We start from the raw sequence: 22673 nt of genomic DNA, 5'->3' as shown, positions 1-22673 counted from the left end.
GCAGTGAATGCAGAACTCAGGATTCTACTTCACTTGCCGATACAGAACGCCAGTTCAGAAATTTGACGCCATCAATCCGAAAATAATGGCGTAGTGATATCAAACTTGAAAAATCTATCGCAAAATAACATTTTTTGCGGCCGAGCTCAGGGAAAGACCGCGAGACCACTCAGGAATATGACATGCCCACTCCTACCAGCTACTCCTACACCACTTTTACAACGCTGACTGGTAATAACTCGATCGATGGCCTCCTTTCGGGTGACTACTGGACGGGCTCCACCCCTTTTCACAAGAGTGGAACGCCTACACTTCTGACCTTCAGCTTCATTACCACAGACAACTCCTATTTCGCTCGAAACTACAGTCCGAGCAACGAGTACCTGAATGCCTTTACGTTGACTTCAGGTCAGGAGAACGCGGTAAAAAGCGCTCTGAGCATGTGGAGTTCGGTTTCCAATCTTCAATTCACGCAAGTGGCAGAAAACTTTTCCAACGTAGGCGACCTGCGGTTCGGCGGCTACCTGGGAATGGACTCCAAGTACGCTGCCTGGGCTTATTTCCCTGATCGCACGCCTGTTGCCGGAGACGTATGGATCGGCCCATCGACGAATGATCCAGCGCCGGTAAAAGGCTCATATGACTATTTGACGTTTTTGCACGAAATTGGCCATGCCCTGGGACTCAAACATCCTTTTGAAGCCAGCAGTGACAACAAGACAATCCTCAATCCCGCACTGGACGATGTCCGTTACACGGTGATGAGCTACAACGATAATTACTCCTACCAGCCTACCAGCCCGATGCTGCTGGACATCCTCGCCATTCAAAAGCTGTACGGTGCGAATACCCAATGGCAGTCGGGCAACAACTTTTACAACTGGGCACCCAACCAGTCCGTATTCGAGACTATTTACGATACGGGTGGCATCGATGCCATCGATGGCAGCAACCAGCTCTCGGCCGTTCGTATCAACCTGAACGAAGGACAGTTCAGCCAGATCGGCAAGGCATTCCTTGATCTGAATACCATGACGTCCTTCAACGAAGGATTGGCCATTGCCTATGGCACCAAGATCGAAAACGCCTACGGCTCGGCTTTTGACGACACTCTCATCGGTAACGCGCTGGACAACATGCTTGACGGCATGGGTGGTGCGGACACCATGATTGGCGGCGCCGGCAACGACAGCTATTACGTCGACAACATCGGCGACGTGGTCATCGAGACAAACACCTCGACCTCGGAAATCGACGCCGTCAACAGCACGATCGACTACACCCTGGGCGCCAACGTCGAGTGGCTGAACCTGCTCGGCACCGCCAATCTCAATGGCACCGGCAACGCCCTGGACAACCGCATCACCGGCAACTCGGGTAACAACATCCTCGACGGCGGTGCCGGCGCCGACATCATGATCGGCGGCACTGGCAACGACACCTACATCGTCGACAACATCGGCGATGTCGTGATCGAGACCAGCACCCTGGCCAGCGAGATCGACATCGTCCGTTCTTCGGTCACCTTCACCCTGGGTGCCAACCTGGAAAACCTCATCCTTACCGGCACTGCCAACATCAACGGTATCGGCAACGCACAGAACAACGTGCTGACCGGTAACGATGGCGACAACCAGCTCAACGGTGGCGCCGGCCTGGACACCATGATCGGAGGCAAGGGCAACGATGCCTATGCCATCGACCAGTCGGGCGAACTGGCCCTGGTGCAGGAGAATGCCAACGAAGGCAATGACTCGCTCTATGTGGTCTACAACGCCACCGCGCAAGACAATGTCGTCGACCTGAACCTGAGCAACCTGCAGAACGTCGAGAATATCCTGCTGCTGGGCAGCGGCATGTTCACCGCACTGGGCAACGGTCTGAACAACACCCTGACCGGCAATGGCGACGCCAACGTCCTCAATGGCGGTGCGGGCGCCGACATCATGATCGGCGGTGGTGGCAACGACAGCTACTACGTCGACAACATCGGCGACCAGGTCATCGAAACCGGTACCTCGACCTCGGAAATCGACGCGGTCAACAGCACGATCGACTACACCCTGGGCGCCAACGTCGAATACCTGAATCTGCTTGGCAGCGCCAACCTCAACGGCACCGGCAACGCTCTGGACAACCGCATCACCGGCAACTCGGGCGACAACATCCTCGACGGAGGCGCCGGCGCCGACTATATGGCCGGCGGCACTGGCAACGACACCTACATCGTCGACAACATCGGCGACGTCGTGGTCGAGACCAGCACCCTGGCCAGCGAGATCGACACCGTCCGTTCTTCGGTCACCTTCACCCTGGGTGCCAACCTGGAAAACCTCATCCTCACCGGCACTGCCAACATCAACGGTATCGGCAACGCACAGAACAACGTGCTGACCGGCAACGATGGCGACAACCAGCTCAACGGTGGCGCCGGCCTGGACACCATGATCGGTGGCAAGGGCAACGATGCTTACGCCATCGACCAGTCGGGCGAACTGGCCCTGGTGCAGGAGAATGCCAACGAAGGCAACGACACGCTCTATGTGGTCTACAACGCCACTGCGCAGGACAATGTCGTCGACCTGAACCTGAGCAACCTGCAGAACGTCGAGAACGTCCTGCTGCTGGGCAACGGCAACTTCAATGCAATCGGCAACAGCTTGAACAACACCCTCACCGGTAACGCCGATGCCAACATCCTGGACGGTGGTGCCGGTGCCGACTACATGGCCGGCGGCACTGGCAACGACACCTACATCGTCGACAACATCGGCGACGTCGTGGTCGAGACCAGCACCCTGGCCAGCGAGATCGACACCGTCCGTTCTTCGGTCACCTACACCCTGGGTGCCAACCTGGAAAACCTCGTCCTCACCGGCACTGCCAACATCAATGCCATCGGCAACGCACAGAACAACGTGCTGACCGGCAACGATGGCGACAACCAGCTCAACGGTGGCGCCGGCCTGGACACCATGATCGGTGGCAAGGGCAACGACGACTACGCCGTCGACCAGTCGGGCGAACTGGCCCTGGTGCAGGAGAATGCCAACGAAGGCAACGACACGCTCTATGTGGTCTACAACGCCACTGCACAAGACAATGTCGTCGACCTGAACCTGAGCAACCTGCAGAACGTCGAGAACATCCTGCTGCTGGGCAGCGGCATGTTCACCGCACTGGGCAACGGTCTGAACAACACCCTGACCGGCAACGCCGACGCCAACGTCCTCAATGGCGGTGCGGGCGCCGACATCATGATCGGCGGTGGTGGCAACGACAGCTACTACGTCGACAACATCGGCGACCAGGTCATTGAAACCGGTACCTCGACCTCGGAAATCGACGCCGTCAACAGCACGATCGACTACACCCTGGGCGCCAACGTCGAGTGGCTGAACCTGCTCGGCACCGCCAATCTCAACGGCACCGGCAACGCCCTGGACAACCGCATCACCGGCAACTCGGGCGACAACATCCTCGATGGCGGCGCCGGCGCCGACTATATGGCTGGTGGCACTGGCAACGACACCTACATCGTCGACAACATCGGCGACGTCGTGGTCGAGACCAGCACCCTGGCCAGCGAGATCGACACCGTCCGTTCTTCGGTCACCTACACCCTGGGTGCCAACCTGGAAAACCTCGTCCTCACCGGCACTGCCAACATCAATGCCATCGGCAACGCACAGAACAACGTGCTGACCGGCAACGATGGCGACAACCAGCTCAACGGTGGCGCCGGCCTGGACACCATGATCGGTGGCAAGGGCAACGACGACTACGCCGTCGACCAGTCGGGCGAACTGGCCCTGGTGCAGGAGAATGCCAACGAAGGCAACGACACGCTCTATGTGGTCTACAACGCCACTGCGCAGGACAATGTCGTCGACCTGAACCTGAGCAACCTGCAGAACGTCGAGAACGTCCTGCTGCTGGGCAACGGCAACTTCAATGCGATCGGCAACAGCTTGAACAACACCCTCACCGGTAACGCCTCCAATAACATACTCAATGGTGGCGCAGGCGCAGACACACTGATCGGCGGTGGCGGTGCCGACACCTTTGTCTTCGGTGCCGTCAACGAGATGGGGTTGGGAAACAATCGCGACGTCATTACTGACTTCAGCAGCCAGCAGGGAGATAAAATCGACCTGACACACTTCGACGCCAACCTGCTGACCGCTGGCATCAACGGTTTCACCTTCATCGGTGCGAACGATTTCACCGGTGCAGGCCAACTGCGGTTCGTGGACCACATACTGTCGGGCAACGTCAGCGGCAATGCCGGTGCGGACTTCGAGATTCAACTGGTGGGTGTGAACAGCTTCAGCGCCAACGATCTGGTGGCCTGACGTCGCCGAAATACCCGGCCTGCGATGCAGGCCGGTTCAACTGAAAACAAAACGCCCCGACTGGTTCGGGGCGTTTTGTTTTCATGGCCGACGGTCACTGCCGCTAACCCAGCATGCCCAGCTCCTTCGCCCGCGCCACCGCCTGAGTCCGCCGCTCAACTCCCAGCTTGCTGTTGATATGGCTGGCATGAGTCTTCACGGTGTGCAGCGAAATGAACAACTGCTCGCTGATCTCCTGATTGGAGCACCCCTGGGCAATCAGGCGCAGGACCGACAGCTCCCGGCTGCTCAGTTGTTCAGTGATCGAAAAATCCTGCACCGTGCGCGACGCTGGAACCGGGAAGTGCGCCAGAAGTTGATGACCGACCAGGCTCGGTATCGTCACCGACAATTGCCCGTGCAGCCAGTCGGCGTGATCCCTGACAAGGGCATCGAACGGCTGCAACACCCCGCCACTGGCAGCTTCCATTGCCTGGGCGAACGCTTTGCGGGCTTCGGCTTCGCGATTGCTCCCCAGCAACAAAGCCACCTTCTGGGTCAATGCCATCACGCAAAGCAACTGCCGCCCGGTCTGCTGACCGTTTTCCAGTAACACGTTCAATCGCCCTTCGGCCAGCATCGGTTGTCCCTGAATGAAATCCAGCAGCGCTTGCTGCAATTCGACATGCAACGGCAATTGCGGATGGAACTCCGGCGGAGCTGCGGCCCGCTCACCGGTGTAAGTCTGCCCCAGGCGCGCCAGCCACGCATCGGCCAGGTCGATCCGTCCTTGCGCCAGCCACAGTTCACATTTGACCAGCGTAATCATCGCCAGGTAATAAATCGGCGGCACATCCCAGATGTGCATCAGGCGCTCGGCTTCAGACAGTTCGGCAAAGGCCCTGGCGTAATCGCCACTGCTGCCGTCAAGCCGGGCAATCACGCAGTGGCCGATCAGCACGCTGATATCGCGACAGGCCCGTGCTTCGCTCAAACCCGCCTGTAATCGCTGGCGCGCCGCATCAGGTTGCAAGCGCATGGCCAGTAAAAATCCCTCGTACAGCGTCAACCGCGCACGCACGGCGTACAAACGCTGCGCCGACAATCCACGCAGACGCTCCAGGCCCTGATGCACTTCATCGAGCGAACGCACAATTTCCCCACGTGCCTGCAACACCCGGGCACGGTCGTAATGTGCCAGCGCTTCGAACAATGGATTGCCGACCCGCTGCGCCAGCTCCAGAGACTCGCGATTCAAGCCTCGTGCGCGCCACAGATCGCCGTCGGCAATCGCCAGGTTGGACAAGGTCGACAAACACATCAGGCGCTGGCCGTAGCGCTTGGCCGGCAGGCTCTCCAACGCTTCGCTGCAATACTCGATGGTCTGCTCGCGATGCCCCCGTCCTCGGGCGATGATGCCCTTGAGCGCCAGCCACTGGGCGAGCATGGATTTCTGTGCGGTGGCCGATGGCGCCGGCAGAAACCGGCTCAGGTGACTGGCAAGCTCCTCGGCCGCATCGAGCTGACAGGCAAGCCCCAGCGCCCAGCTGTACAACACGATCAGGCGCGGCGTGCTGATCAGCAGGCTATCGGGCAAGTCCATTTTCCAGCGCAACAACATGCCGACGTTCTGTTCGGCGAGCAACTGTTCCTCGGACAGGTTCTGCACCAGATTCGCCGCCACATCCAGATGACCTGCCCGCAGCGCCTGTTCCACGGCTTCATCCAGCAAGCCTTGAGCATTGAACCAGCGACAGGCGCGCAGGTGCAGCGTAGCAACAGGAACCACCGCCCGAGCGATTGGCCGACTGCGCAACAGATCGGAAAACAGATGGTGATAGCGATACCAGTGCCCGTGTTCATCCAGCGGCACCAGAAACACCTGATGCGCCAACAGAAAGCGCAGAATCTCGGCACTGTCGTGGGATTCGCGCACCGCATCGCACAGCTCGCTGCAAAAACGTTCCTGCGGCGCGGTGTCGTAGAGAAACGCCTGCACCTCGGCCGGCAGGCAGTCGATGACTTCTTCCAGCAGGTAATCACGGATAAGCCCTTCCCCGCTGTTCAAGGCTTGCGGCAATGCGGCATCGCTCCCGGCCTCGGACACCGCCAGCAACCAGAAGCGCAGCCCGGCCACCCAGCCTTCACTGCGCTGGATCAGGTTTTCCAGGGCCTCGCCGCGTAGCGAACTGCTGTGCCGATCGAGCAACGCCAGCGCTTCGTCGTGGGTCAGGCGCAGATCCTGTTCATGCAGTTCCAGCAACTGTCGCGAAAGGCGCAGACGGGCGAGATGCCAGTCGGGCCGTTGGCGGCTGGTGACCATGACCAACAGGCCATCGGGCAAATGATTGAGGAAAAATTGCAGGCAGCGGTCGAGTACCGGCCCTTGGGCGAGGTGGTAGTCGTCCAGTACCAGTAACAGCGGCGAGGTCGGTTGCAGGTGCAGTGCCAGCTCATCGAGCAGGCCGTCGAGCCATTCCTCGAAGGCGAACGGCTGATGACGCTGGCGCATTTTCAACAGGCCGAGTGCGCGGCTGCCCAGTTGGGGGAAATAGTCCTGCAGGCCTTCGAGCAGACGCTCGAGAAAGCGCCCCGGGTCGCTGTCCCGGGCGCTCAGTCCCAGCCACAGACTTTGCCAGTGTCCCGGCAGACTTTGACAGAACTCCACGGCCAGCGAACTTTTGCCGAACCCGGCTGGGGCACAGACCAGCAACAGACGTCCACCGAGCCCGGCTTGCAGTCGCTCGCAAAGTCGTGGCCGCAATACGTATCCGTCAGGCAGCGGGGGACGAAAGAAACGTCCGTCCAGTGCCGCGACGGCAACGCTTGCAGGACCCGGAAGTGGGGACAGATCAGTCATGGCCGGCTCTTGTTCGAATGGCTGTTGGCGGCGTAGCAGATGTCCGCAGACTAGCCTTAAACGGCGTACATATGAAGTTGTTGCTACAAATGGCTACAAAATCACCACGCAAAAAAAACGCCCCGAACCAGTCGGGGCGTTTTTTCGAGGATGCGGCCTCGGGTTACAGCTTAGCGGATACCGTCCTGGCCCAGGTTGCCCGGCTGGAATTCGCTCTTGGTGGCAGAGAAGCCGAAGTCATAAGCCTGTTTCTCTTCGTTCTTCATGCCCAGTGCCAGGTAACGACCCGATTGCAGGTCGTACAGGGTTTCCAGCGCGTACCACGGCACTTGCTTGTCGTAGTAGTCCTCGGCATGGGCCTCGGCGACGCGCCACAGCTGACCGCGACCGTCGTAGTGGTCGATGACCGCTGCCTGCCAGGTATCTTCATCGATGAAGAAGTCACGTTTGGCGTAGATGTGACGCTGACCCGGCTTCAGGGTAGCCACCACGTGCCAGACGCGGCGCAGCTCGTAACGGGTCAGGTCCTGATTGATGTGGCCGGCCTTGATGATGTCGGTGTACTTCAGCGTCGGCGAATCGATCTTGTAGCTGTTGTTGGCAATGTACATCTCTTTCTTGCCTTCCAGCTTCCAGTCATAACGATCCGGTGCGCCGTTGTACATGTCGAGGTTGTCGGAAGTACGCAGGCCGTCCGCCGCAGTACCCGGACCGTCATAGGACACTTGCGGTGCCTGACGTACACGGCGCTGACCGGTCGCATAGACCCAGGCCTTGCGCGGCTCCTTCACCTGGTCGAGGGTCTCGTGCACCAGCAGCACGGTACCTGCCAGACGAGCCGGTGCGGTCACTTTCTGCTTGAAATAGAACAGCACGTTGCCCGGGTTGGCCGGATCGTAATCCTTCATCTTGTCGCGGAACACGAACTGGTCCTGGAAATACACCAGGCTGAACGAGCCGTTGGTCTGCGGCGTCGCTTGGGTCACCAGACGGGTCACGCTGCCACCGCGATAGCGGGTGATGTGGTTCCAGATGACTTCCAGACCGTCTTTCGGGATCGGGAACGGGATGGCGGTCTGGAAGTTTTCCAGGCCGTTGCCACCGGCCACCAGCGTGGTGGTCGTGGCATTTTTCTTGATGGCCGCAAAGACGTCATCCGGCACGGTGGCACCGCGATGGGACGGGTAGACCGGCATCTTGAAGGTATCCGGGTAACGCTTGAACATCGCGTACTGGCCCGGCGCAAGCTTGTCCTTGTACTGGTCGACGTTCTGCGCGGTGATGGTGAACAACGGTTTCTCACTGCCGTACGGATCGGACAGGAAGCCTTTGCTGTCGACGGTGCCGGCATTCTTCGCCAGCGGCTTCCAGGCCGGGATCGAACCGTCGGCGTTGCCTGCCATCTCGGCGCCCATCGGGGTCAGGCTCTTGCCCAGTTTGTCGGCCTCGGCGGCAGGGACCGCCGCCATCACGCTGGTCGCCAGCAGCGAAAGCCCCAGAACACCGGCGTGGAACAGATTCTTTGTTATTTTCATAGGTTTGTTCGTCCTGAAAAAACTGCGCTTAGAAGTTCACGCCAACACTGAGGGCAACGAAGTCGCGATCATCCACCGTGCTGTATTCGCCACCAAAGAAGTTGGTGTAGGCCAGGCTTGCGGTGTAGGTGTTCTGGTATTCGGCATCCAGCCCGAGGCTGATGGCCTTGCGACCTTCCTCGAAGTTGCCGCCAGGGCCCGGGGAGTAACCCTTGACGTCGTGTGACCAGGCCACGTTCGGCTTCAGGTTCACACCGGCGAGCACGTCGCTGTAATCCCAGATGGCACGAGCGCGATAACCCCAGGAAGTGGCGGTGGTGAAACCGTTGTTGTCGCAGTTGCTGGAGCGGTTGCTGGTCGATGCGCCAGGGCCGGCACCGTTGATGGTCGAGGTGTTGAGGATCTGCGAGCAGGTATCCAGGCCGCCAGTGGACGGCAGCTCACCCGGACCGAAGACCGGATCGCGGCCGTAGCGGGCCTCGGACTTGCTTTCCAGCCCACCGACGTGGGTCACGCCGACTTCACCCACCAGGGTCAGGCGGTTGGCGCCCATGACCTGATCGAAGAAGTGCGTCAGGGTGGTTTGCAGCTGGGTGATTTCTTTACGGTTGTAACCGTGCAGGTCCTGGCCCGGAACGCCATTGAGGATCGAGGCGTTGGTCAGCGCGCCGCCTAACGGACGCACACCGGCGAACAGGATGTCGGTGGAGTTCAGTTGCACCGGCGCGTTAGGCCGGTAGCTGATCTCACCGCTCCACGCCGTGCCGGTAGGCAGGGTGGTGGAGAAGCTCAGACCGTAGAGGCGAATGTCCTCCGGATACTCGATGAAATACTCGGAGTTACCCGCCACCACCAGAGGGCCCAGAGCCTGGAACGGGCCAGGCAGAGCCTTGACGCCGTTATAGATCGACTGCGGTGCACCGGTCGCGCTGAAGATCGGCGCACGACTGTGGTAGTTCATGAAGTAGGCACCGAACTCGGTGGCCAGCGGATCGAACATGTACTTGGCGGACACGCCCCACTGCCCGCTGTCCCGCGCATTGCGGTTCGGGGAGCGACGTACCAGCACGCCTTCTTCGTTGACGTCGACATTGGCGGCCGCCAGCGGGCCGAGGGCAACGCCTGGAATGGTCGAGCGCTTGTTCAGCACGCGCAGATTGTCGTCGCAACCGGTGGTGACGATATCAGGCTGGGAGAAGAACGTGCCGCAGTTGTCGGTCACGGTCTTCTGCCAGTCGATCTGGTAGAAACCTTCGGCCGACAGGTTTTCGGTGATGCTCTGGGACAGATAGAACATGTTGACCGGGATCAGGCCTTCCTTGATCTCGGCGCCCGGACGGCGGAAGGCGGAAACGTCGATCGGGTTGATCGAGTTGATGCCGCCACCGATGAAGGTACTTTCACCCCAGTTCACCACCTGCTTGCCCAGACGCACCGAACCCGGCTCATCGGCAATGGCGTAGTTGTGATAGATGAACGCATCGAGGATCTGGCCGCCTGAAGAACGGGCTGCCACGTCGCGGTTGTGGTTGCTGACGTCCTTGTATTCCAGGTCCTGGTTCTGCAGCGCGAAGTCGTACCAGTACTTGCCCCGGACGAAGACGCCGGTGTCGCCGTATTTCAGTTCGAGGTCATGGATGCCCTTGAAGATCTTCGAGAACGCTTGCCCGCTCTTGAAGTTCAAGTGACCGTCGTCGGAGGTCTGGGACAGGCCCCGGCCGCCGTTGTTGACACCAATAAGATCCTTGTTCGGCTGCTGGGTCGACACGCTCATGCCCAGGGAGAGCGAGGAGTCGAACTGGCCTTCGATTTCACCGACGTTGAAGCTGACGCCGAATGCGGGCCCGGCGAGCGTGGAGGCAAGACTGACCGCCAGAGGCAGTTTCGCCCGGCGCCAGAACTGGTTTACTGAGGTCATCGACGCTACTCCATGTGCATTATTGTTATGGCAGTGAGTACTTTTAAAAACGCCTGAAGGACCGGGCGCCAGAGGCCTCCCGAAATCGCTTCAATGTTGCATTGCCCCGTTCTTAAAAATCCTTGAGCGGACTATAGCCAGCAGGTGGTACTGCTTGATCCCTCTAAAGTGTGATTTGCAGCTGCCGGCCACTCTGGAACAGTCCTTTCGCCAGTCCGACACATGTCGGCCCGGCAAGGATGGCTGATTTTTCCGATTTCACAAGCCAAGCGCTTGCTTGGTGGGGCTGGCGCGCCGTTTTCGGCGCGCCAGGGAACACTCAAAGTGTCGAGAGGAAGGTGCTGTTGTTGGCCTGCCATTCGGTGATGTCGAGGCGGATGCGCTTCTTGTCGAGCTTGCCGACACTGGTCTTGGGAATTTCAGTAACAAGCGCGATCTGACTCGGGATTGCCCACTTGCTCAGGTGCCCCAGTTCCACGAACGGCTTGAGGTGTTCCTTGAGCTCGCGGGCCCCGATGGCGTGCCCTTCGCGGATCACCAGCAAGGCAAACGGGCGCTCGCCCCACTGCGGATCGGCGATGCCCACCACTGCTACTTCACGTACCGCGACGTGACGACTGATCAGGTCCTCGAGGTCCAGCGAGGAAATCCATTCGCCACCGGTCTTGATCACGTCCTTGATGCGGTCGCGGATATCGATCACGCCCATGCTGTCGAGTGTTGCCACGTCGCCGGTGTGCAGCCAGCCACCGGCCCACAGCTCGGCGCCCTTCTGCGGTTCGTTGAAATAGCCCTCGGTCAGCCACGGTGCACGCAGCACCAGTTCGCCCTGGGTTTCGCCATCGGCGGGCAGGAAGTTACCGTCGCCATCGACGATCGCCGCTTCGACCAGCGGCCCCGGCACCCCGGCCTTGATCCGGTAGGTGGTGCGTTCGTCTTCGGTGCCTGCCATCAACTCATCGTTGAGATGCGCACAGGAGACAAGCGGCCCGGTTTCCGACATGCCGTAGGCCGCCGTCAGTTGAATGCCTTTGCTCTTGGCCGTTTCATACAGCGTGCGATTGAGCGCACTGCCGCCGATGACGATTTTCCAGCCGCCGAAATCGGTGCCCTGCGCGCCCTTGGCGTTGAGCACCATCTGCAGGATCGTCGGCACGCAGTGAGAGAACGTGACCTTCTCCTTGCGCCACAGCTCGACGAGGAATTCCGGGTCGTAACGCCCCGGGTAAACCTGCTTGAGCCCCAGCATCGTTGCTACATACGGCAGCCCCCAGGCATGCACGTGGAACATCGGGGTGATCGGCATGTACACGTCGTTGGTGCCCAGCAGCCGCACGCTGTCGATGGCGCCCATGATGGTCGACACGCCCATGGTGTGCAGCACCAGTTGCCGGTGGGTGAAATACACACCTTTCGGATTGCCGGTGGTACCCGTGGTGTAGAAGGTGGTGGCGACCGAGTTTTCGTCGAAGTCCTGGAAGTCGTACTGCGGGCTCGCGGCCGCCAGCAATTGTTCGTACTCGCCGACCAGATTCGGCAGCTCCGCGGTTTTTTCCGGCAGATCGGTCAACAGCAGGGTTTTCTCCACCGTGGTCAGGTGCGGCGCGATGGCCTGGTACAGCCCGACGAACTCGCTGTTGACCAGCACGAAGCGGTCCTCGGCGTGGTTCATGGTGTAGAGGATCTGTTCCGGCGACAGGCGCACGTTAATGGTGTGAATCACTGCGCCGATCATCGGAATGGCAAACATGCATTCGAGGTAGCGATGGCTGTCCCAGTCCATCACCGCCACGGTATCGCCGGCCTTTACGCCGGCTGCCGTCAGTACGTTGGCCAGTCTCGCGACCCGTTCGATCAGGGTCGGATAGCTGTAGCGCAACTGGTCACGGTAGATGATCTCGCGGGTTTTCTCGTAACGGGCGCCCGACATCAGCAGCCGTTTAATCAGCAATGGATACTGGTAGGCCCCTTCGGCGGGCGGAATAACGCGAGTCTGCAACATAAGAATCCCTTTTCTGACTGCACGGTGTTGGCGTTGGAGTTTTGTACTCTAGAACCCTTATACGCCAGCCAAATCAGCCAAAGGAATGATTTGCAGAGCCGTACAAATGCTAGCTTTGCGCCAGCATTTGTCGGATTTCGTCACCGGTCAGGCCGTTTGCCCTACAGCCGCTTCGGAAGGCGTACGTGGGAAAACCACTGCCGCCAGGAACGTCAATGCGCCAAATCCGGCCAGAATCAGGTAAAGCCCCACAAAACCATGGCGCGGTTCGACATAGGAAATCAGCGGAATCGCCGTCGCACTGGCACCGAACGATAAACAGTAACGCAGGGCAAATACCCGGGACTGCCATTGCGGCGCAACGAAGTTGGCGACCATCGAATCGTTCACCGTCACCTGGCCGAACACCACGAACATGAACGCCGCACCGAGCGCGATCACCGCCCAGCCATCGACGTAAGCCATGGCGTAAAGCAGCGGTGCCTGAAACAGCGTCAGCACCACAAATGGCCATTTCAGACTGACCCGGTGCAGCAATTGCCCGATGCTCAACTGCGCCACCGCACCGAACGCGTACGCCAGGCTCACCACCACACCAAGGGTCTGCGGCGAGGCGAACAGGTCATGCAGGCGCTCCTGGAACAGCTTTGGATAAGTCATGGTGGTGGCGTTGAACACCACGCCGCCGGTGGCCGTGGCCAAGGCCAGCACGCCGAATACCATGACCATCGAAATGCGCTGACCACTGGCGCCCTTGAGCGCGTTGTGCGGGCGCTTGGGGATCGGCTCCTCACGCACCTGCAAGGCAAAACCGATCCCCAGCACGATGGCCACGGCACCCGGTATCAGGAATGCCGAACGCCAGCCGAACTGCGCCACCAGCAAACCGGTGATCAGTGCCGAAAACGCCACGCCGAGATTGCCCCACATGCCGTTGATGCCGATCTCACGTCCGCGATTCTGCGCATAGGCCACCAGCATCGCCGTGCCGACCGGGTGATAGATCGCGGCAAAAATGCCGATCAGGGTCAGGCCGATGACCAGCATCGTCGGGCTGTTACTGAGGCCGGTAACAATCGCCGAAGCACCGATACCGAAGAAAAACACCAGCATCATCCGCCGCCGGCTCCAGTGATCACCGAGCCAGCCGGCCGGTAGCGAACAGGCGCCGAACGCGATGAAACCGCCCAGGGACAGGCCGATCAGCGCGGCATAGTCGAGGGCGAAGGCCTGGGTCATGCCGAGCACGGCGGCGGGAAAAATCAGCATGAACATGTGATCGATCACATGGGCTGCGTTGATGTAGCGGATGACATTTCTGGATTGATTCATCGCGGCACGCTTTCTTGTGGTGAACAGATGAGGGTGAGCGCTTATGCTAAGTTGGCGAAAAAGCGCATTCCTGCCATACAAGTCAGTGAACCGGACATGTTGATCAGCCATTTCGAACACGGCCCGGTGAGTGCCTATCCCCGGGATTATCTCGACGGCGCGCACCAGCCATTGCACCTGCATCGCGAGGCGCAGTTGCTGTATGCAGTGAGTGGTGTCATGCGGGTGGTCACGGCGCAAGGTGCGTGGGTGATTCCGCCGACCCGCGCGGTGTGGATTCCACCGGAAGTCGGCCATGAAATCTTCATGTCCGGCGATGTGCAGATGCGTTCATTGTTCATCGCACCCGAACTGTCACCGGCCAGCCTGCAACACTGCTGCGTGCTGGCGGTGACACCATTGCTGCGCGAACTGATCCTGCGTGCGGTGCAGGGCCCGCCCCACGCCGACAATCCGCTGATCCAGCAATTGATGCTCGAGGAACTGGCCGGCCTCGAAAACCTGCCGCTGCACATCCCGATGCCGAGCGACCGACGCCTGCAAAACATTTGCCTGGCGCTGCTGCGCGAGCCCGATCACCCAAACACCCTGGAAGACTGGGCGCAACAGGTCGGCGCCAGCTCACGCACATTGGCGCGGCTGTTCCAGCAACAACTGCAGATGAATTTCAATGCCTGGCGCCAGCAACTGCGCCTGATGGAGGCCCTGCCCCGCCTGCTCGCCGGGGACAGCGTGCAGAGCGTGGCGCGGGATCTGGGTTACGGCAGCGCGCGGGCGTTCAGCGCGATGTTTCGCCGTTTGCTCGGGGACAATCCCCGGGAGTACCTCAACGCCCTGAATCAGCTCAGTTCGATCAATGCATCTCGGTGAACGCGAGCTTCACGCCGATTGCGATCAGCACAGCGCCCATGGTGCGGTCGAACCAGTGGCCCATGCGGGCGAAACCGGCGCGCACGCGCTGCTGGCTGAACAGCATCGCCACCAGGCAGAACCAGGTGGCCGTCGCAGCCGCCAGGTAAACCCCGTAACCGGCCTGCACTGCCAGTGGCGTGTGCGGGTTGATCACCACGGTGAACAGCGACAGGAAGAACAGCGTGGCCTTCGGGTTCAGACCGTTGGTCACGAAGCCTGAAGTGAACGCGCCACGGGCGGTGCGTTCGCCGGCCTCTTTGTGCAGGTCGTCGGTCACGGTCTTGGCCGGTTGCGCGCGCAAGGCCTTGTAGCCGATGTACAGCAGGTAAGCGGCGGCGGCCCATTTCAGGGCGTTGAACAACACGATCGATTGGGAAACGATCAGGCCGATGCCCAGCAGCGAATAACCGACGTGCAGGAAAATCGCCGTGCCCACGCCCAGCGCCGTCCAGGTGCCGGCGCGACGTCCGTGGGTCACGCTCTCGCGCACCACCACGGCAAAGTCCGGGCCGGGACTGGCGACGGCCAGCAGGTGGATCAGTGCAACGGTCAAGAACTCGGTCCAGTACATGGGGGCTCCTCTGAGGTCATTACATTCCTGTGGGAGCGAGCTTGCTCGCGAGGCGTCGTGTCAGACAACAACGATGTGACTGACACTCCCCCTTCGCGAGCAAGCTCGCTCCCACAGGTGTTTCATCTGTTAGGCTCGGCAGATTACGCCTTCCCTTCAAAGCACAACAGGTACAGTTGATGACGAACGCCCACCGCGCCGTATTCCTCGATCACCCTTCCCTGGACCTCGGTGACCTTGACCTCGAGCCTTTGCGCGCCTGCTTCAGCGACCTGCAACTGTTCGCCCAGACACTGCCTGCGCAGGTTGCCGAACGCCTGCAAGGCGCGACCGTCGCCATCAGCAACAAAATCCTGATCGATGCCGCCGCCATGGCCGCCAATCCACAGCTGAAACTGATCCTGATCACCGCCACCGGCACCAACAACGTCGATCTGGCCGCCGCCCGCGCCCACGGCATCACCGTGTGCAACTGTCAGGGTTACGGCACGCCGTCGGTGGCGCAACACACGATCATGCTGTTGCTAAACCTCGCCACGCGTCTGGCCGATTATCAAAAAGCCGTCTGCGAAGGCCGCTGGCAGCAGGCGAAACAGTTCTGCCTGCTGGATTACCCGATCGTCGAACTGGAAGGCAAAACCCTCGGGCTGCTCGGGCATGGTGAGCTGGGCGGCGCGGTTGCGCGTCTGGCCCAGGCCTTTGGCATGCGCGTGTTGCTGGGGCAGATTCCGGGGCGTCCGGCCCGTCCGGACCGCTTGCCACTGGAGGATCTGCTGCCGCAGATCGACGCTCTCACCCTGCACTGCCCGCTCAACGAACACACCCGCCACTTCATCGGTGCCCGCGAGCTGGCGTCGATGAAACCGGGGGCTTTCGTGGTCAACACCGCCCGTGGCGGGCTGATCGACGAACAGGCTCTGGCCGATGCCTTGCGCAAGGGTCATCTGGGTGGTGCGGCCACCGATGTGTTGAGTGTCGAACCGCCAACCCAGGGCAATCCGCTGCTGGCCGCCGACATCCCGCGCCTGATCGTCACCCCGCACAACGCCTGGGGCAGTCGCGAAGCGCGGCAACGAATCGTCGGCCAACTGGTGGAAAACACCCAGGCGTTCTACAGCGGTAAGGCGCTGCGGGTCGTCAGTTGATAAACTGCGGCACTTTTTTTCACAGGAGCAGTTATGGATCCGCGCAGTGAAGTACTGCTTCGTCAGGTCGAGTTATTCCAAGGTTCGCTGTTGCTTGCCGGTCTGCCCGCCGACGACCTGCTCGGGCGCCTGCCCAACGCATTCGGCTGGTGCTGGCATGCTGGTGACCAAGCGGCGCTCGATGCACGCTTCGAAGGTCGCAGCCATTTCGGCGTGAATGTGCCGGAGCGCGAGTTCGACAGCGCGGTGGTGTTCCTGCCCAAGTCTAAGGATTTGACCGACTACATCCTCAATGCCGTGGCCTCGCGCCTGGCCGGGCGTGAGGTGTTTCTGGTCGGGGAAAAGCGCAGCGGCATCGAAGGTGCCTCCAAGCAACTGAACCCGTTCGGCAAGCCACGCAAGCTCGACAGCGCGCGCCACTGCCAGTTGTGGCAAGTGACTGTGGCCAATGCCCCTGAAGCCAAATCCCTGGAAAGCCTGGCCCAGACTTACGAGTTGCCGCTGGCCGAGGGTCCGCTGAAAGTCATCAGCCTGCCAGGCGTGTTCAGCCATGGCCGACTGGATCGCGGCAGCGCCCTGCTGCTGGAGCATCTGGACAAACTGCCGAGCGGTCATCTGCTGGACTTCGGTTGCGGTGCCGGCGTACTTGGCGCGGCGGTCAAACGTCGCTACCCGCACAATCAGGTCACTCTGCTCGACGTCGACGCCTTCGCTGCCGCCAGCAGTCGCCTGACATTGGCGGCCAACGGTCTGGAAGCTGAAGTGTTGACCGGTGACGGCATCGACGCCGCGCCGATGGGTTTGAACGCGATTCTGAGCAATCCGCCGTTCCATGTCGGCGTTCACACCGATTATTTCGCCACCGAGAACTTGCTGCGAAAAGCCGCCAAACATCTGAAAAACGGCGGCGAACTTCGCTTGGTGGCGAACAGCTTCCTGAAGTATCAACCACTGATCGAAGAGCATCTGGGCGTGTGTGCGATCAAGGCCGAAGGCAATGGTTTCCGGATTTACCGGGCCAAGCGCGGCTGAAAATTAGCACTTGCCGAATGGATTGCGCCTAGGCAGAATCCGCTCCGTCCTAGGGGAGTAGTCTCCCACGAGCGCCATGCTCGTCCGGCATACGTCAACATACTTGATCCTCAGATCATGGCGTATGCGACCCAAGCGTCCGCAGCAGACGGATCGCAGGGTTTGACAAGACCTATGACACGCACACCTTACCCGGGGCGGGAAGGCTGTACGTGTCATAGCCGTGTCGACCCGCCCCTTAGGAAATCCTGATGCTGGACTCGTTACTCGTTCCCACCGCAATCGTTGCCTTGGCCGAAATCGGCGACAAGACGCAACTGCTCGCGCTGATTCTCGCCGCTCGCTTTCGCAAACCCTGGCCGATCATTGCCGGTATCGTCGCTGCGACCTTGGCCAACCACGCGGCAGCCGGTGCGGTAGGCGCCTGGTTCGGCAGTTTCTTCTCCGATGCTGTCCTGCACTGGATTCTCGCCGCGAGCTTCACCGCCACCGCCCTGTGGACGCTGGTGCCGGACAAGATGGACGACGATGAAGCCAGCACCGCCCGCAAGTTCGGGCCGTTCCTGACTACGCTGATCGCATTCTTCCTCGCGGAAATCGGCGACAAGACCCAGATCGCTACCGTGATGCTCGCAGCGCAATACCCGGAACTGTGGCTGGTGATCATCGGCACCACGGCGGGCATGCTGATTGCCAACGTGCCGGTGGTTCTGGCGGGTAATTTTGCGGCGGAGAAACTGCCACTGACCCTTATCCGTCGCCTGGCCGCTTCGGCGTTCATGATTCTGGCGATCGTCGCGGTGTACAAAGCGATGCAGAGCAGCGGCTGGGTCTGATCCGGCAGATCGCTCCCGCACTCGGTGCGGGAGCGATCATTGCTTCAGGACTTTGGCGCTTTTTCGTAGAGCGGCATGACCTTCGGAATTGCCGCCTGCAGCGAGGCAATCCGGCTGGAGGATGCCGGGTGAGTGCTCATGAACTCTGGCGGTGCACCTTCGGACGCCTTGCTCATCTTGTTCCACAGGGTGATCGCGGCGTTCGGGTTATAACCGGCGCGGGCAGCCAGCTCCAGGCCGATCAGGTCGGCTTCGTTCTCGTTGGCGCGGCTGTTGGGCAGCGTCATCCCGTAGTTGGCCACGGTATCGGCCAGCGCCAGGCTGTCCTGACCCAGACCGAGCAACGCGCCGGCGCCCTGCTTGGCCATTTCGATGCCATAGGCCTTGGACATCGCTTCACGACCGTGCTCGCGCAGGGCGTGGGCGATTTCATGGCCCATCACCGCAGCGATTTCATCGTCGGTCAGTTTCAGGCTGTCGATCAGCCCGGTGTAGAAAATGATCTTGCCGCCAGGGCCGCAGTTGGCGTTGAGCTCGTCACTCTTGATCAGGTTCACTTCCCACTGCCATTGCGCGGCATCCGGACGGAAGTTCGGCGCCTGGGCGATCAAGCGGTTGGCAATCGCCTGAACCCGTTTGGCTTCGTTGCTGGTCTTGTCCAGCACACCTTTGCTCGAAGCCTCGCCAACGGTCTTCTGATAGGACTGGGCATACATCTGGTCGACCTCTTGCGAGGACAGCATGCTGAACATGTACTGCTTGCGCTCCACACCCACGGCACCGCCGCTGGTGGTATTGACCGACTGACAACCGGCCAGCAACAGCGCTGCGCTCAGTGCACCTACAACCAATGTCTTGTTCATTCAAAAGCTCCCTGAAAACATGCCGCGTATCCTAGGCGGGTAATTGTATCGACGCCAGATACAACGGACGTGATGCACGTACTTTCAGAAGGTGCTCGCCGACCCTGTAGGAAAAAATTCATATCCGCCGACAAGCCCTGCGCATCTGCGTCGCGCACTGCTCCATTTGCGACATTCGCCTTCAATTGCGCGCACTTCGCCTCATGGCGCAATAGTGGCTGCCGATACAGCAGCGCAGACGTCCTCTTGCGTGCGGAGCTTCCATGAAATTCAAGTCGATCCAGTTTTCCGTGGCCGCCCTGGCCGGCGCCATCGTTCTCAGCGTGGTGGCTGCGCTGGTGCTGTATGCGCTGTTTTCCGGCGCCCGCACCCAAGAGATGGTTCAACAGCGGACCCAGGAGCAGTTCGAACAAGTCATCGAACAGCGCCTGACCTCGCTGGCTCAGACCCAGGTCAGCCAGATCCAGCGCGAGCTCGAAGCCCCGCTGCTGATTGCCGGCGGACTGGTACGGGTCAACGCCCTGCTCGGCACTCCCGGCGCCGATGGCCAGCCACGACTGACCGTCAGCCGCGAGCAACTGATCAGCCTGATCAAGGAAAACGTCGAGAAGAACCCGAAGATTCTCGGCACCTACATCGGCTGGGAAAAGAACGCACTGGACCACAATGACGCGGCCTACGTCGGCACCAGCGTGGTCGGCATCGACGCCGCCAACGGACGCTTCCTGCCGTGGTGGTTCCGCAACGACGACGGCACTCTGGGCCTGGACAAACTGGTGGACGTCGACGACCAGAAAGTCCTGTCCACCGGCGTACGCGCCAGCGAGTACTACCTGTGCTCGAAGGAAACCAAAAAATCCTGCGTGATCGATCCGGCACCGTACAAGGTCGGCGACAAGATCGTCATGCTTGCCTCGTTCATTGAACCGATCATGCTCAACGGCGCCTTCCAGGGCATCGTCGGCGCCGACCTGTCGGTGAACTTCATCCAGGAAATGCTCCTGGGCGCGAACCAGAAACTGTACAGCGGTGCCGGGCAAATGGCCCTGATCGGCGGCAACGGCCGGATCGTCGCCTACACCAAGGACCCGAGCAAATTCGGCGAGAAGGTCAGCGACATTCTCGACGCCCAGCAGATTGCCAACATGGCCAATCTCAAGCGCGGCGAAGTGACCTATACCGTCAACAAGGAATCGGGCCGGATCGAGTTGTACCTGCCGTTCGGCATCGGCCAGACCGACGCACGCTGGACTCTGATGCTGCAACTGCCGCTCAACGCGGTGATGGCCGATCTGCAAAAGCTGCAAGGCGATCTCGACGCCCAGCGCAAATCCGACACTTTCGGCATGGCCATGGTCGGCCTGCTCATTGCCGGCCTCGGCCTGCTGGTGATCTGGCTGGTGGGCCACGGCATCGCCCGACCGCTGAAGCAAATGGTCACCATGCTCGATGACATCGCCCAGGGCGAAGGCGACCTGACCCGTCGCTTGAGCAGTGACCGCAAAGACGAACTCGGTTCAATCGCCAAAGGCTTCAACACCTTCCTCGCCAAGCTGCAGGCGATGATCACGCAGGTGGTGTCGTCGGTGCAGAGTGTCAGCGACTCCTCGGAGCACACGGCGGACATCGCGATCCGTACCAATATCGGCATTCAGAAGCAGATGGCCGAGATCGATCAGGTCGCCACCGCGGTGCAGGAAATGACCGCCACGGCCCAGGACGTGGCGCGCAACGCGACCCAAGCCGCACAAGCCGCCAGCCATGCCGATCAAGCCGCCAGCCAGGGCATGCAGATCGTGCGCGACACCTCCAACTCGATCGGTGTGCTGGCCGTGGAAATCGGCAAGGCCGTGGACGTGGTGCAGACCCTGGCCAAGGACAGCGAAAACATCACCGCCATCCTGATTGCCATTCGCGGGATCGCCGAGCAGACCAACCTGCTGGCCCTCAACGCCGCTATCGAAGCGGCCCGTGCCGGCGAGCAGGGTCGCGGGTTTGCCGTGGTGGCCGACGAGGTGCGCAATCTGGCGCAGAAGACCCAGAAGGCCACCGAAGAAATCCAGAGCATGATCCAGCAACTGCAACAGGGCACCCGCGATGTGGTGCGGGTCATGGAAGACAGCCAGAACCGCACCGACGAAAGCGTGCAGCACGCAGCCAAGGCGGCCGAAGCGCTGGAGACCATTACCCAGGCAGTGTCGGTGATCAACGACATGAACACCCAGATCGCCAGCGCCGCCGAGGAACAGAGCGCAGTGGCCGACGACATCAACCGCAACGTGATCAACATCGGTCAGGTGGCGAACGAAGTGGCCGGTGGGGCGGATGAGTCGAGTTCGGCGAGTGCCGATTTGACCAAGTTGGCGGAGCAGCAGCGGCGGTTGATCAATCAGTTCAAGGTTTGATCGATCAGGCCGGAGTCAGGCACTCCGGCCCATTGAGTTTCGGATCATTGACCAGGTTCGCCAGCACCCGCTCGCGCAAGGCGGCGGGTTCGCTGGCGAGCAGGCCTTGCAGGACATGCAGCGGCGTCTCGGGGTCGAGCCACGCCGCCTGCCCCGCCTCGTCGAGAATCAACGGGCGGCGCTGACTGGCCGCCGGCTGGGTAATCACTGCGGTACTGAGCCAGACCTGCTCCTGCACCGGATACGCCTCCCAGATCGCCGCAAAAAACAGCGAAGAACCTTCTCCCGGCGTCAGCCAGTACGGCTGCTTGCGCACATTGCCACGCCATTCGTAGAAACCGTTGGCCGGCAGCAGGCAGCGACGCAGGCGCAGGGCCTCGCGGAACATCGGTTGTTCGGCCACGGTTTCGGCCCGGGCGTGGGCCGGGGTGCGTGACAGGTCGGTCAGCCACGGCGGCGTCAGGCCCCAGCGGGCGCGGGCCAGGGTGCGCTGGCCGTCGGGCTCGGCACGCAGCATCAACACCGAATCGTTGGGGGAAATGTTCCACTGCGCCTGCTGATCGGCGGGAAAACCTGGCAGCGCCGCGAAGTCGCGGTTCCAGCGAAACAGGGCATAACGTCCACACATGGGGCAGCACGACTCAAGAATAAAACGAACGCCAGCCTAACAGACCAGCGTACCGGGGAAGCTCTCCGGTTCATCGCCGGGCAGCGGCAGCGCGGCATTGTACGCGCTGATCAGTTCGCGGGCGTATTCGGCCTGATCGTTCTCGACCGACAGTCCCAGCAGGCCGAAGATCGGCAGCTCGCCGGTGCCGCCGAGCAGATCGCGCCCCACCAGATGCGCCTCGATGCCTTCGCTGGCGAGCATGCCCTTGAGCATTTCGCCTTCCATCAGGTTTTCCGGCTCGTAGATTCGCTGCATGGG

Annotated in this window: 15 protein-coding genes, 1 pseudogene and 1 riboswitch; of the genes and pseudogenes, 7 read left to right on the top strand and 9 right to left on the bottom strand. The window is 60.8% G+C overall.

The window, feature by feature from the left end; genetic code table 11:
* The first annotated feature begins 182 nt into the window (after nucleotides 1-182).
* Entirely contained in the window at nucleotides 183-4355 is a 4173-nt protein-coding gene (locus CAG02_RS12425) for a matrixin family metalloprotease (protein ID WP_085741056.1), read from the top strand.
* Nucleotides 4356-4458: 103 nt separating this feature from the next.
* On the opposite strand, the gene CAG02_RS12420 is transcribed toward CAG02_RS12425, so the two are convergent.
* The 5 genes from CAG02_RS12420 to CAG02_RS12400 form a co-directional block, all read right to left on the bottom strand.
* Complete coding sequence (locus tag CAG02_RS12420; protein ID WP_085709332.1) at nucleotides 4459-7194, bottom strand: LuxR C-terminal-related transcriptional regulator; 2736 nt, start codon at nucleotides 7192-7194, stop codon at nucleotides 4459-4461.
* A 170-nt stretch (nucleotides 7195-7364) separates the two neighbouring features.
* The gene (locus CAG02_RS12415) at nucleotides 7365-8729 is read right to left on the bottom strand and encodes a DUF1329 domain-containing protein (RefSeq protein WP_085709331.1); all 1365 of its coding nucleotides are present in this window, start codon (nucleotides 8727-8729) and stop codon (nucleotides 7365-7367) included.
* 28 nt (nucleotides 8730-8757) lie between these two features.
* Nucleotides 8758-10647 (bottom strand): DUF1302 domain-containing protein, encoded by a 1890-nt coding sequence (locus CAG02_RS12410; protein WP_085709330.1) that lies wholly within the window; start codon nucleotides 10645-10647, stop codon nucleotides 8758-8760.
* A 319-nt stretch (nucleotides 10648-10966) separates the two neighbouring features.
* Nucleotides 10967-12649, bottom strand: coding sequence for a fatty acid--CoA ligase (locus CAG02_RS12405; protein ID WP_085709329.1), 1683 nt, complete (start codon nucleotides 12647-12649; stop codon nucleotides 10967-10969).
* Between the two features lie 147 nt (nucleotides 12650-12796).
* Entirely contained in the window at nucleotides 12797-13981 is a 1185-nt protein-coding gene (locus CAG02_RS12400; RefSeq protein ID WP_085709328.1) for an MFS transporter, read from the bottom strand.
* Between the two features lie 96 nt (nucleotides 13982-14077).
* Here CAG02_RS12400 and CAG02_RS12395 point away from each other — a divergent pair, with 96 nt between their 5' ends.
* A complete protein-coding gene (locus tag CAG02_RS12395) occupies nucleotides 14078-14851 on the top strand; it encodes a helix-turn-helix domain-containing protein (protein WP_085709327.1) in 774 nt (257 codons plus the stop codon).
* Here CAG02_RS12395 and CAG02_RS12390 read toward each other — a convergent pair.
* Complete coding sequence (locus tag CAG02_RS12390; RefSeq protein WP_085709326.1) at nucleotides 14835-15464, bottom strand: LysE family translocator; 630 nt, start codon at nucleotides 15462-15464, stop codon at nucleotides 14835-14837. The two genes, CAG02_RS12395 and CAG02_RS12390, sit on opposite strands and share 17 nt — an antisense overlap.
* Nucleotides 15465-15643: 179 nt before the next feature.
* Between CAG02_RS12390 and CAG02_RS12385 the strand changes: the two genes are divergently transcribed.
* The 3 genes from CAG02_RS12385 (at nucleotide 15644) to CAG02_RS12375 (ending at nucleotide 18477) form a co-directional block, all read left to right on the top strand.
* Nucleotides 15644-16609: a 2-hydroxyacid dehydrogenase gene (locus tag CAG02_RS12385; RefSeq protein WP_085709325.1), complete on the top strand. Its 966-nt coding sequence runs from the start codon at nucleotides 15644-15646 to the stop codon at nucleotides 16607-16609.
* Nucleotides 16610-16642: 33 nt separating this feature from the next.
* Nucleotides 16643-17641, top strand: a complete 999-nt coding sequence (locus CAG02_RS12380; RefSeq protein WP_085709324.1) for a class I SAM-dependent methyltransferase — start codon at nucleotides 16643-16645, stop codon at nucleotides 17639-17641.
* 40 nt (nucleotides 17642-17681) lie between these two features.
* Nucleotides 17682-17804: riboswitch (yybP-ykoY riboswitch) on the top strand.
* Nucleotides 17805-17892: 88 nt separating this feature from the next.
* Nucleotides 17893-18477, top strand: a complete 585-nt coding sequence (locus tag CAG02_RS12375; RefSeq protein ID WP_085709323.1) for a TMEM165/GDT1 family protein — start codon at nucleotides 17893-17895, stop codon at nucleotides 18475-18477.
* Between the two features lie 44 nt (nucleotides 18478-18521).
* Here the strand turns inward: CAG02_RS12375 and CAG02_RS12370 are convergent, their stop codons facing one another.
* A complete protein-coding gene (locus tag CAG02_RS12370) occupies nucleotides 18522-19340 on the bottom strand; it encodes a M48 family metallopeptidase (protein ID WP_085709322.1) in 819 nt (272 codons plus the stop codon).
* 263 nt (nucleotides 19341-19603) lie between these two features.
* Between CAG02_RS12370 and CAG02_RS30195 the strand changes: the two are divergent.
* A pseudogene (locus tag CAG02_RS30195) lies at nucleotides 19604-20890 on the top strand (HAMP domain-containing protein); the annotation flags it as partial.
* A gap of 12 nt (nucleotides 20891-20902) precedes the next feature.
* Nucleotides 20903-21745 (top strand): methyl-accepting chemotaxis protein, encoded by an 843-nt coding sequence (locus tag CAG02_RS30190; protein WP_371856506.1) that lies wholly within the window; start codon nucleotides 20903-20905, stop codon nucleotides 21743-21745.
* Nucleotides 21746-21749: 4 nt separating this feature from the next.
* On the opposite strand, the gene CAG02_RS12360 is transcribed toward CAG02_RS30190, so the two are convergent.
* Both CAG02_RS12360 and CAG02_RS12355 read right to left on the bottom strand, forming a co-directional pair.
* The gene (locus tag CAG02_RS12360; protein ID WP_085709320.1) at nucleotides 21750-22373 is read right to left on the bottom strand and encodes an SOS response-associated peptidase; all 624 of its coding nucleotides are present in this window, start codon (nucleotides 22371-22373) and stop codon (nucleotides 21750-21752) included.
* Nucleotides 22374-22409: 36 nt separating this feature from the next.
* Nucleotides 22410-22670 (bottom strand): putative signal transducing protein, encoded by a 261-nt coding sequence (locus CAG02_RS12355; RefSeq protein WP_085709319.1) that lies wholly within the window; start codon nucleotides 22668-22670, stop codon nucleotides 22410-22412.
* Nucleotides 22671-22673: the final 3 nt, after the last annotated feature.

The organism is Pseudomonas sp. R43(2017) (genome assembly GCF_002112345.1).
Classification (GTDB): domain Bacteria; phylum Pseudomonadota; class Gammaproteobacteria; order Pseudomonadales; family Pseudomonadaceae; genus Aquipseudomonas; species Aquipseudomonas kribbensis.
Note: the sequence above shows the minus strand (reverse complement) of the source record. Positions and strands in the feature narration are given on the sequence as shown.